Source organism: Methanosarcina acetivorans C2A, from assembly GCF_000007345.1.
Lineage (GTDB): Archaea > Halobacteriota > Methanosarcinia > Methanosarcinales > Methanosarcinaceae > Methanosarcina > Methanosarcina acetivorans.
The window spans coordinates 262706-274732 of sequence record NC_003552.1 but is presented as its reverse complement, the minus strand read 5'-3'; the positions used below and the strand labels follow the sequence as shown (position 1 = coordinate 274732).

The following is a 12027-nucleotide window of genomic DNA, read 5'->3' as shown; positions in this document are numbered from 1 at the left end:
CTAATGGTCTTGAAAATCCCAAAAGAATATCTCTCAACTTTTAATCGCCAATTACAGACTCAACTTTACAATGAACTGATGCAGGATTATTCCTTTCCTCGTGCTGTTTGCAGATCTCTGTCTGAGCTCTTCATGTCTTACATTGACCTATATTTCAGCAGTCAGCGCAAAGAAGGCCAGATTATCTTCCATGGAGTTTCCAAAGACGTTCCTCCTGGCGTACCAGTTAATGAGATGAATCTGGTTTCTGTCATTATCACTATCTACGACCCTGAAGACTGCAAAGTTAAGAACCAGCGAGAGCTGCTGGATAAACGGATCATGCGCATAAGTAATGAAGCACACACTCAGGGCGCTTTGCTCACCCAGGCTGACATCGCAATTCTTCTGGGAGAGAGTACAAAGACAATTTCACGACATATAGAAGCGCTGGAAGAGAATGGAGAACTGGTTCCAACCAGAGGAAAATGGAAGGATATAGGTCCCGGAGTAAGCCACAAAAAACGGATTCTGGAGCTATATCTTAAAGGGTACGAATATACTGAGATCGAGAGAAAGACCCAACATAGTGGCGAAGCCATAATGCGTTATGTAAAGGATTTTGCAAGAATACTGGTGCTGACTGAAGAGGGATTCGAAGATGAAGAACTCAGGATCATAACAGGGCTTTCTGAAAAAACAATTCAGGAATACAAAGAGCTGATTGAGACTTATTCTACCGAGGAATATCAGGAACGTTTAGACCAGCTTCATAGCATTTTTGGAAAAAAAGAGATCAGCAGAATGAACACGGAAACAGGTCCAAAAAACAGTTCGGGGAGATGGAGAAGATGAAAGTACCTTCAATGATTGAAACAAAGGTAACAAGCTCCCTGAAAGGTTCAGTTCTGGATCTGATACAAAATGATTACCAGTTTATTGCAGGTGACAAAATTCAGGAAATGTTTGCCAATGATCTCGTGGAAGTGGTGAGGAAATCTTATAGAGAGCCATGGAAACTGGAAGTTGGACAGATTTTGTGGTATGGAGCAAAGGCTTCAGAGAAGCCGAATTATGGTAAAAACAGTAAGAAAACACCATTAACACCAATTGTTTTGACCTTGATTTCCAAAGATGACCTGGAGATGAAGAAGGAAGGGTATTCAGATAGAGAAATAATGGAAACAAAAGTGGTTAGGATATTTAAAGAGGCATATGAACAGGAAGCACTGCTAACACATTCTGATATGGCATATCTGCTAAATGTTTCCACGGGTACGGTAAGCAAACAGGCAAAGGGGTATATGCAAAGAACAGGCGAGATATTGCCAACAAGAGGAATCATACATGATATTGGTAGAGCAGTCACTCACAAGAGGATTATACTAAACTTGTACATAAAAGGATATCAAACACCGGATATTGCAAGAATGACAAATCACACGCAGGAAGCGTGTGATAGGTACATTAAAGCATACAAGAAGGTAGAAAAGCTTAGCAAAAAGATGAAAAGTGAGGAAATTGCACAAATTCTGGGAATGGGAAAATCCCTAGTAGAAGAATACATAAGAATTTTAAATGAGGAGGAATGAGTGATGGGCGAAACAAACTACGGCAAGTGTGAGTGCCTATCGGTCAAATGGGGGTTTAGAAAATTTCACATCAGTCTAAAAACAACAGAATCATACAGAAAGACATTACAAACTTTTAGTAGATTCATATTTAAGTTTATAAAAGGCTTTCATTTTCCAAAAAAAGAAAGAAAAGGAAATTATCACTCCATGTTCACTTCATCAAACTTGAAAACTGAAACCGAAAAAGAATCGGTTTCAGGTTCAAAACTGAATTTTTTCTGCTAAAGTTCGATTTCCACCTGAAAACTTAATTTTCCGGTGCTGGATCGATCGACATCAGAACCACAAAGTCCTGGAAATCAGCCGCAGAACTGTGAAGATCGGTTGTTCCCAGTTCAAACAGGAAAATAGCCTCATTTCCTTCCAACACTAACTTACCATCCCCCACATAGTCTTCTATAAACTCTGCAACATCTGGCTGCTCATCCAAACCCGGAATTGTAGGGACAGCATCTCCGTTCCTGAGTACTATTAAATTCGATGAATAACTCGAAGAACTAACTTCCATATAACTCTTCCAGTCTGAGTCTTTTGTAGAGAGTTTTTTACTATCCTTGGTCCAGATCCAGGATTTGCAATTTATAGTTACAGGAGTGCCTGCCGGATAAGTGGCCGAAAGATTCCATACGTGTATTTCTTCATCATTAACATTACCGGTAACTGGCAATGAGTATTGCCAGGGATCTAAAATGTCATCTCCAACTATAAATTGAGTAGTCACCTTTAGATCATATCCGCCTGATTGAATTGCAGCCCCCAGAACTGTAAAACTGCTGATAAAGTCCTCCTGCGGAACTACTGTATCTTCTATTATCTCAAAGTCAACAGGATCTTCAGGTAGATCATATTCAGAATCATTTACAGAGAGATCGTCTTCAGATGAACCAGTAGAGGATTCCGGAGAGAAGCCAATTCTGTATTTAGGAAGTACTTCCTTTGAACTCGTATCAACCAATTTTACATCTATACCTTCTTCATTTTCGATGCCGATACCCCATTCCTGGATAGTATCGATTTGAATAACATCTGCCAGTTCCCAGAAGCCTTGTCCGCCTAAATTTTCAGAAATATTAGAAGAGGAATATACATAGTTGGTACCATTTATTTGGACATTGATTTTCAGGTCTTTTGTATCAATAGGTTCCCCTCCAGCGTGGCGCAGGAAAATAGTGTCAGAAGGTGCATCTATCCATTCTTCTGCCAACAACCTGGTAGAATCAACCGGCTTGTCAATGTAAGTCATAATTACGAATAGAGAACCAAATGCAATAACAATAATTCCTGCAATAAGAACCTCACCCATGACAGATGAAACTCCTATGGAATCTTTCATGAATTTTTCAAGTATATTCAAAGTAAATCTCCCTACATAATTTTCAGGCTTTGCCTTCTTCTGCAAAAGGAAAAAATAATGACCCTTTGTAGGTTTATATGAATAAACTAATTGAAACAGTAGCTACAAACTGCTCTCTTCATCGATTAATATTATTTAATTTCCCTTTGGAAAAAGAGCAAAATTAGTTAAGACAGTTATACTCTACAATTATAGAAAAAGTTGTATTTATAGCTAATTTGGCTGAAAAGATGGTGTTTTATCCCGAAATTAGCTCACTTTTTTAATTTCTTTTATTGCAAATATATATCGTCGACAGGTACCCGCTATTTTACTTCAACTTCGAATTTGTTTCATTTTATGATCATCTCACAGTACTTAAACGGAATTTGAATTTACTCAACGTTTAACCTTTTGAGCCGCCTGCTATTGTATCATATATTGAACTTTCAAATGGCTTTGGATCTGCGAAATCATTTCAGGATACAACAGCTGAAAAGATGAGGTGAAAAAATATATTAAGATCCCGGACAAGCAAACAGTATAAATAAAAATAGACTTTTTGTGTAAAGAATTTTCATATGAATAATTTATTTAATATATGTATTATCCGAAAGAATTGAAAAAATAGAGACATATTTAGAACAATAAATAGAGACAGTAAAGAAGTTTAAAAATATAAATATTTAGAATGATTACTTTCCAATAATATTAAATTCCATAAAAGAATTTTTCAACAAATTTAATACAAATGTAATTCGACGTTAGTAAGATGTGATACTTTAGAGATATTTCTTTAGATGAACGATGTAAATAAGATAAATGCGTTCATTGTAGAGGCAAACATTATAAAGAGATTATGGATTAAAAGAAAAAATGGAGAATTGCCAGTAAAAAAAATCTGTGTCAAGTTAAAAAGAAAAAGTACCTTTTTAAGGTGCTTAAGATTTAATTTAGAATCTCACGTCCTTATTACAGATAAGCTGCTTGGTTTGGACATCTATAATTTTGATATTGACAGTGTCACCAGAAGATAAACCGGTGAATGCAGTAGTATTACTATCAGAATATTTATCCAACCCGATTGTGACCATATCACCCACATCCAGTGTACCAAGGCCAGTAGCATCGATCTCTACGGATGTACCATCAAGAGCTGCCATAACCTTCGTGGTGGAGTTTTCATCGAAATAAATAGGATCACCACCAAGGTGTTCAAACTTTATATACCCGGGATCTGTGGTGTTAACTGCTTTAATATCAAGGTTAGCTTGCGGTGCAGATTTAGCAGGACTCTGACCAAAGACAGATGAACCGATTGCGGCAGCAAGGATGACAGTAATTGCAACCATCAGCACGACACCGATGACCGGGGACACTGCCTTATTATCATTAAATATTTTTTTGAGATCCATATGTTTCTCCCTCCTGAGGTAAAGACATTCTGACAGGATCTACTGTCAGAATTTTCACATTTGAGTACATATTTGCAATTAATACTTTTTATAACTTTATTCAAAGATATCCTTCATTCGTATATAAATTTTTGCAGATACATTTTGAGATTATTTAGTAATTATCTTCCTTATTTATTATAAGTGTTTTCCAGGCAATTTTAAAGAAGAGAAGAGAGTTTTTCAGACAGTCAGGTTAATATTTGATTAATAACATTTAGAAAGTTAGACAAGAATTTATATAAGGTGACTGTTATCGTGGAGGGTAAAAAAAACAGGGCACTCGAGGGGGACTGTCAGGCAGTTTCGGAGGTAATGGGGCAGGTGCTCATGTTAGCTGTAGTTATGTTGGCTTTTTCTTCAATCGCCGTGGTCATATTTTCGGATGAGGTAAATATAAATCCACCTCACACGCCAAAGGCTGACCTGCAGGAAAGAATCGACACGGGTGCGAATACCGTGAAGATCTTCCATAAAGGGGGAGAAGCCATCGATCTGGAAGATGCAAAGATTGTTCTCAATATTAATGGGCAGCAGGAAGTATTTGAGTTGTCTTCCGACCCCAGTGTTAGTTACGACGCCACAAATAATGTCCTTATGGCCGGGGATTACATTGTAATCGATACTAACCTTAGTAGGGGAATCGACCTGAAGAGTACGGATACAATTGATATGTACTTTGTAGACACCGAATCAGATCAGTTAATCCAGAGAGTTATGCTCCAGAGTGGAAGCGAAGAAAGTGAAAGTTCTGATGACACTGATGATACCGGCAGATACTGGATAACTCCCCATCCGAATGGAACAGCAGATGATACTTCCGAAGGGTGGATATCTACAAAAGCGGTTAATGAAACCGGAGATGGGATTTTTACTACTTACTATGCCCCAGATAAAAAAGACGGAAACCCCAATTCCACAGCCCAGGTATTCGATTTCGACATCGACGCAGACGATGAAGGAATTACAGAACCTTTCAGCAACGTAACCTTAAAAATAGTATATAGCGTGCACGATAAAAATTACGAATATATTACACTTGACATCAGTGTTGACGACTCTGAAGAAAACCCCGAATGGGTAAGAGTCGAACCAAATATGCCAGAGTACAATAAAAATTTCGAACCTTATTACATAGATCTTACTTCCTATGTGAGAAATATTGAAGAACTTGAGGCATTCAAGGTAAGGATAGTTGCTGTAACGCACGCAGACAAAAAAGCCGATAAAACCGCATGGATAGACTTCCTGGGAATCCACGTCGAATAAAAATAAACGCACAAAAGGAGGGGAACGGGCGGGAAAATGAAGGAAGCATGGAGGAAAAAGGCATCACATTAAAATTTGGCAAAGATTTTTTTTCCCGATCTGAGTCTGCTGAATCTACAGCTATTGCAGCTATTTTACTTTTAGGGATATTATTTGCAGTTTTTTCCATGATCCATCTTGGATATGTTCCGGAATGGAAAACTGACGCAGAATATTCTCACGTATCCAGTGTATGGGAAGACATGACAGAACTCAAATCAAAAATAGACAGAACTACAATATTCCTGATGTCAGACCCAAATTCCTCTTCCTCAAGCATTACAATAACAATGCCCCTTCATACCGGAAGTAGGGAAATGCCACTCACCGATTATTCAAAGTTCAGCGGGACGGTTTCCATAAATACGGATACATGCAAAATTACAATCAATCCTGCAAACGATAGTGAAAAAGTTATAAACTGTGGCACCGTTGCATATAGTTCTAATAATAATTATTATGTTGACCAGACCTTCAAGTATGAAAATGGGGCTTTGATCCTTGAGCAAAAAGATCAATCGGTAATGAAACTTTATCCAATGATGCGTGTCTCCGAAGTTTCGGATAAAAACTACAGTTTTTCAATCAATGCAATTGAGATCAGGGGATTGGAAGACACACTTTCATCAACTTCGGACTGTTCCATTTACCTTAGAGATTGTTCATTTAGCTCTTTTTACGACAGTGACGACTACGAAAATATGAGTTCTTTTGCTTTAAAAATAAACACTACCCATCCAGAAGCCTGGGAAGCCTATTTTAACGAAACAATGATAAGAGCCGGACTGGAGAAAGATAAAGACTACACCCTTGACATCGTAGAAAATGATTACCTGTACTTTTCATTTCCGGAAAATGGAAGTGACAGAAGCTTGGACAGACTGTACATTGGCAAAACCATAGTTAATGCAGAGCTGATTAATGGTTTGATCTGAACTTTGCCATTATCGTTGCCCGTAGATAACAGACTAAATCGGATGGAATAAAATAAGCCGTAATTAATCCACTCTCAGTATAAGGTTAAAAAACGGATATTGAAAGGTAGAAAATTAAAAAACGGAAATTTAAGGATTTACATTTTAAGAATACTAAAAAAATTATGTGATGTTCCGCTATGAAGACCAGAAAGAACAGAATCAGGGAAAAGGCCAGAAAAAACCTCTTCAACTCGGAATCTGCGGGAGCTACCGTAGTTGCGGCAGTCTTGCTGCTGAGTATCATATTTACTGTACTTGCAGTTGTCAGGGTTGAGTATGTTCCGGCGTGGAAGACTGATGCAGAACAATCACATATGAGTGAAGTCCAGAACGACATGGCCGAACTCAAATCAACGGTAGACATGATATCTCTCTTTACTTCTTCAGAGCTTAATTCTTCAGAATATGGATTTCCAGTAACTATTTCGTTTAGTATGGGAGGAGGGGAAATTCCCATTCTGGAACCATCAAAATCAAGCGGAACACTTTCATTAAACACTGAATGTTGCAGAATGACCATAATTCCAGAAAAATCTTCTATTTCGACCTCCCCTCAAATAGTGGACTGCGGAGGGATTACCTATTATTCAAACAACAGAGAATATTTAAACCAGGCCTTTAGATACGAAAACGGAGCCCTTATCCTTTCCCAAAAAGGCAGATCATTAATGAGGCAGTTCCCCTCATTCAATATAAAACAAACTGATGAAGATAACTATACAGTTTCGATCAATGCGATCAAAATTACAGGGGAACCTGACAGCATCTCTTCAAACACCGATGCTTCTTTGAGGCTGACCGGGCTTTATGCAGTCCCTATCTATGACAGCAATGATTCAGAAGGAATCGACTCTTTCACCTGCACAATTCTCACCGGATACCCGGATGCCTGGATCTCCTACCTCAACGAAACCTCAAAAAATGCAGGTCTTGAATACGGAACGGATTATGCGCTTGACAAAATAGGTTCAGACACCGTATACTTTTCTTTCCTGCCCGGTAGTAATAAAACTCTTGAGAGGCTCTGTATCAGCAAGTCCGTGATTGAAGCAGAACTGGGGACAGGCGGCAGCCTGAAAGAGGGAGAAGTCGACGGTTCTGAGTCCGGCGAAGACGAGGACGGATCTGAAGAAGAGGATGAACCTGAAGAAGAATTAACTCATGGAAACAGCATTATATTAAATAAACCTGGAATTGGAGGAGTCATCTCTTCAGGAACTTACATCCAATTCAAAAATAATGGAAATAACGGAAATAATAACTATTATTGGATTAAAATCGATGGTTCCGAAAAGAAACTTAAAAAGAATGACATTGTAAAGCTCGTAATAGATGGAGACCAGACGTCTGGAACTGCAGATATGAACACCAACCAGATCACCAACTTCAACTTTAATGTTAAGATGTATATTGATGGAGAATATGTGGATCAGGGAAAAGTCACTGGAATATATGTGAAAGACTATTCCGACTATGAGTCGACTTTAACATATTTACTTCCTTCTTATCTATCAGGAACTCAATTCCAGGTTGATGGAGTGAATCTTATTGGCTGGTGGCCGGAAAATGACTCCGCAATTAATCTATATAATATCGGAATACCAACAGATGATAACATTCTGAGAATTGAGTTTAACTCAGGAAGTACATACTTTGACTGCAGTGCAGACTATGAAATTGTAAGCAGTTAAAAGTAGAAAAAAGAAATTGAAGGGACATTCAAAAGCTAAACAGGCAATAAACAATGAACCGCTATCAATGAAATAATAAATCTGAAAAACATATCAAAATTCAGACCAAAAATGCCTGAGAGATACACCACTCCTTACCCTGCAAAAAGAATCCATTCCGACGGCACGGCAGAAGATACGGAAGTGCTGCTTGCAAGGGAATGCCCTGTCAAACTTTTTCTGGACGGGAAAGCTTTTACAACCCTTTTTGCCTCTCCTTTTGAGCTTAAAGAGCTTGCAGTAGGGCATCTGATCACGGAAGGAGCTGTCAGTTACGGGGAGATTGCAGGGACTGAAGTGGAGGGTGATGAAGTCCATATCCTGACTCAAAAGAAAAGCTCCCCTCCTCGTAATGAGACAGCCCCGGCAGAGATTTACGTAGAGACAAATACTGTTTTTGATCCGGAAGCTATTTTTGCAGGCACAGGACACCTTGAATCCGAGACTTACAAGCTTACCAGAGGCACCCATCTTGCTGCACTTATAGACAGAAAAGGAAAGCTCGCAGTCCAGATTGTTGATATAGGCAGACACAATGCCGTAGACAAAGCAGTGGGGACTGCCTTCCTCCGGGGACTCGACCTCTCACAACACTACATGCTTTCCACAGGCAGGCAACCTGCCTACATGGTCACAAAAGCAGCTAGGGCAGGAATCCCCCTTGTTGCCACCAAAGCCATGCCCTTTGACTCCGGAGTGAAAGCTGCAAAAAAAGCAAACATGTGCCTTGTCGGGCAGCTCAGACCTGAAGCAATGCTGGTTTTTGCAGGGGAGTGGAGGATCAAAACAACAAGATAAAGAGCTTAAAACTTAAATGCTAAGTATTGCTACCAAAATGATCCATAAGTTAGTCCTCTTGAGCGAGCGAAGCGAGTGAAAAGAACCTCGTGCTGTTGCGATTACATCGCAACTCCCAGGAAATCTCCGATTTCCTGTGATCCCGAAGCGAAACTAGGGAAGCGAAACTAGGGTGGCGCAATTCGGGTGTTATAGAGTGCCCTTCGTACTTTTTACTTCTTTGCCTTCGATTTTTACAGCCCTTTTCATTGCATAGGCAAAAGCCTTGAAGAGGGCTTCTATCTTGTGGTGGTCGTTATCTCCATATACACTGGCATGCATGGTAATTTTTGCATTTGAAGCGAGGGTTTCGAAGAAGTGACGCACTAGCTGGGTACTGAACTGTCCTACCTGAGGGCTTGCAAACTCAGCTTTCAGGACAAGATAGTTGCGACCTCCGACGTCCAGCGCAACTTCGGCAAGGGCTTCATCCATGGGAATTCTGGCTTCCCCGAAACGGGCAATACCGGACATGTCTCCAAGAACTTCGGCAAGAGCCCTCCCGAGAACTATCCCGACATCTTCTACCAGGTGGTGCTCGTCTACATAGAGGTCACCTTCGGCACGCACTTTAAGGTCAAATTCCGAATGCCGTGAAAAAGAAGCGAGCATGTGGTCAAAAAAACCCAATCCGGTGCTGATGTCTGCAACGCCTTTACCGTCAAGGTTCAATTCAAGCTGGATATCGGTTTCCTTTGTCTTGCGGGAGATTCTGCCGGTTCTCATACACCATCACATTCTCTTTTAAATTTCTTAAATACTTTGCCCATGATTACATGCAAATCAATCATTTCGAATAGTTTCGATAGCTGCCTCAAGGGTAAACCTGCCTGTGTAGAGGGCACTGCCTACCACAACTCCTGAGGCTCCGGTCTGCTTTAAAACCTTCAGGTCTTCGAGGGAACTTACCCCTCCGGATGCAATTACAGGGATGCTGACCGATTCCACAAGTTCCCTTGTCGGGCCAGGGTTTACTCCCTGCATTAGTCCTTCGGTGTCGATATTCGTGAAAAGAAGGCTTCCGGCTCCAAGCTCTTCAAACTCTCTGCCCATTTCGACAGGGGTTTGCGCGCACTCCTCGGTCCAGCCTTTGATCGAGATTTTCCCGTTCTTTGCATCCAGTGCAACATTTACACACGAGCTTCCAAAGGCATCGGAAAGCTGTTTTACAAGTTCGGGGTTCTGGAGGGCAGCAGTTCCGAGAATTATTCTTGAAACCCCAAGCTCAAGCAGGGAAGCCGCATCTTCAAAGCTCCGGATTCCTCCTCCAACCTGGATACTCACACCTTTCTCCCTGCACGCCTGGACTATCTTTTCAATAATAGGGGCATTTTTTCTTTCCCCTTCAATCGCTCCGTCAAGGTCTACCAGATGAAGGGTCTTCGCTCCTTTTCCTATCCAGTCAAGGGCAACTGCAAGAGGGTCATTAAGGGACACGATCTCACTGCCAGGCACACCCTGCACCAGCTGAACGCATTTTCCTCCCCTCATGTCCACTGCAGGAATCACTTCAAAAGCCATAGAAAACCACATCTCCGGTATATCTGCAAGAAAAACATATTCTCTATCAATTTTAAGCCTTCTCTATTTTCAGGGCTATTTACTTTCAAGGCTATTTACTTTCAGGCTATTTACTTTTAAGGCATGATCCTTTCTATGGGAACGACAAGTATATCCCTTGCACCTACATTCTTGAGCTTGTTCACGATGGTAAAGATCAGGTCTGCGTCCACAACGGAATGAACGGCAAGGAAGGATTCTTCAGACGACCTGCTGGATTCAACCTTCATGACTGTTGGCCCGGACATTCCCGGAAGGACCTCTTTTACCGCTTGGAGGGATGCTTCGGGAACGTTCATCATCAAATAGCGCTTTTTCTTTGCGTTAAGCACACTTTCGAGTGCGGTTTTTATGTCCAGGATTTTGCCTTTTTCCTTGAGACTTTTTTTGTTCGCAATCAGATGGACGGTGGAAGAAAAGACTGTGTCGATAGCTTTCAAGTGGTTTATCAGGAGGGTTGTCCCGGAACTCGAGATGTCTACAATGGCATCTGCAATTCCCACATGAGGAGTCATCTCACAGGCTCCGCTGACCGTTATAACTTCAACGGTGATTCCAAGGTTTTTGAAGTACTGGCGCGTGATCTCCGGAAACTCTGTTGCCACTTTTTTGCCTTCAAGATCCCGGGCGCTCTGGAAAACAGATTCCTCGGGGACAGCCAGTACAAGGCTTGCTTTCCCGTATTTAAGGTCCAGAAGAGCCTCAACATCTGCCCCTCTTTCCGTAATAAGGTCCATGCCTGTAACACCTACATCCGCAGCTCCGTCCTGCACATACTCAGGTATATCAGCAGCCCTGGCAAAGAGAATATGAATATCCGGGTCCGTAGTTTTTGCAAAGAGTATTCGGCTCTCGGCTCCTCCGCTAATGGGAAGCCCTGCATCTTTAAAAAGAGACATTGTAGGTTCGTGAAGGCGACCTTTATTGGGTATTGCAATGCGAATCATCTGCTATGTCCTCTAATAAGTGATCTGTCGGGAAACTTACTCCGGGTATGCTCGTTCCGTATAAAACATTTATCCAGAATACTCTTGTATAATATAGACTTCACGGTAAGGCTCGGTGTAAACTTTTTTCCCGAAACCCTGTTGATTGGGGACGTTCAGTCCAAAACGAGATGAATTTTTACACAAAGAAAAAGGACTTATTTTTGGAGGCTAAAGCCGAAAGATAGCCCTATTAAATGAGATATTACCACCAGTAATGAATACATGA

At 40.8% G+C, this 12027-nt stretch carries 12 protein-coding genes; 7 read left to right on the top strand and 5 right to left on the bottom strand.

Annotated elements, in window-relative coordinates:
- The first annotated feature begins 3 nt into the window (after positions 1–3).
- The 3 genes from MA_RS01225 to MA_RS01215 are packed head-to-tail and all read left to right on the top strand — an operon-like array spanning position 4 to position 1838.
- A complete protein-coding gene (locus tag MA_RS01225) occupies positions 4–834 on the top strand; it encodes a DUF1670 domain-containing protein (protein WP_052279092.1) in 831 nt (276 codons plus the stop codon).
- Positions 822–1571, top strand: a complete 750-nt coding sequence (locus MA_RS01220; protein WP_048064844.1) for a DUF1670 domain-containing protein — start codon at positions 822–824, stop codon at positions 1569–1571. The genes MA_RS01225 and MA_RS01220 overlap by 13 nt, the downstream gene beginning before the upstream one ends.
- A gap of 3 nt (positions 1572–1574) precedes the next feature.
- Positions 1575–1838: a hypothetical protein gene (locus MA_RS01215; protein WP_157860070.1), complete on the top strand. Its 264-nt coding sequence runs from the start codon at positions 1575–1577 to the stop codon at positions 1836–1838.
- Between the two features lie 22 nt (positions 1839–1860).
- On the opposite strand, the gene MA_RS24335 is transcribed toward MA_RS01215, so the two are convergent.
- Both MA_RS24335 and MA_RS01205 read right to left on the bottom strand, forming a co-directional pair.
- Entirely contained in the window at positions 1861–2967 is a 1107-nt protein-coding gene (locus MA_RS24335; RefSeq protein WP_157860069.1) for a type IV pilin N-terminal domain-containing protein, read from the bottom strand.
- Positions 2968–3899: 932 nt separating this feature from the next.
- Positions 3900–4361 (bottom strand): type IV pilin, encoded by a 462-nt coding sequence (locus MA_RS01205; RefSeq protein ID WP_011020282.1) that lies wholly within the window; start codon positions 4359–4361, stop codon positions 3900–3902.
- Positions 4362–4658: 297 nt separating this feature from the next.
- On the opposite strand from MA_RS01205, the gene MA_RS01200 reads away from it, so the two are divergent.
- The 4 genes from MA_RS01200 to MA_RS01185 all read left to right on the top strand — a co-directional run bounded on the left by MA_RS01200 (position 4659) and on the right by MA_RS01185 (position 9213).
- Complete coding sequence (locus tag MA_RS01200; protein ID WP_048064843.1) at positions 4659–5669, top strand: type IV pilin N-terminal domain-containing protein; 1011 nt, start codon at positions 4659–4661, stop codon at positions 5667–5669.
- A 47-nt stretch (positions 5670–5716) separates the two neighbouring features.
- Positions 5717–6643, top strand: a complete 927-nt coding sequence (locus tag MA_RS01195; protein ID WP_048064842.1) for a DUF7289 family protein — start codon at positions 5717–5719, stop codon at positions 6641–6643.
- A gap of 179 nt (positions 6644–6822) precedes the next feature.
- A complete protein-coding gene (locus MA_RS24330; protein WP_011020279.1) occupies positions 6823–8376 on the top strand; it encodes a hypothetical protein in 1554 nt (517 codons plus the stop codon).
- Between the two features lie 111 nt (positions 8377–8487).
- Positions 8488–9213 (top strand): formate dehydrogenase accessory sulfurtransferase FdhD, encoded by a 726-nt coding sequence (locus MA_RS01185; protein ID WP_011020278.1) that lies wholly within the window; start codon positions 8488–8490, stop codon positions 9211–9213.
- Between the two features lie 189 nt (positions 9214–9402).
- Here the strand turns inward: MA_RS01185 and hisB are convergent, their stop codons facing one another.
- The 3 genes from hisB to hisG all read right to left on the bottom strand — a co-directional run bounded on the left by hisB (position 9403) and on the right by hisG (position 11759).
- Entirely contained in the window at positions 9403–9978 is a 576-nt protein-coding gene (gene hisB, locus MA_RS01180; protein WP_011020277.1) for an imidazoleglycerol-phosphate dehydratase HisB, read from the bottom strand.
- A 57-nt stretch (positions 9979–10035) separates the two neighbouring features.
- Positions 10036–10773 (bottom strand): 1-(5-phosphoribosyl)-5-[(5-phosphoribosylamino)methylideneamino]imidazole-4-carboxamide isomerase, encoded by a 738-nt coding sequence (hisA, locus tag MA_RS01175; protein ID WP_011020276.1) that lies wholly within the window; start codon positions 10771–10773, stop codon positions 10036–10038.
- 116 nt (positions 10774–10889) lie between these two features.
- The gene (hisG, locus tag MA_RS01170; protein ID WP_011020275.1) at positions 10890–11759 is read right to left on the bottom strand and encodes an ATP phosphoribosyltransferase; all 870 of its coding nucleotides are present in this window, start codon (positions 11757–11759) and stop codon (positions 10890–10892) included.
- Between the last annotated feature and the right edge of the window lie 268 nt (positions 11760–12027).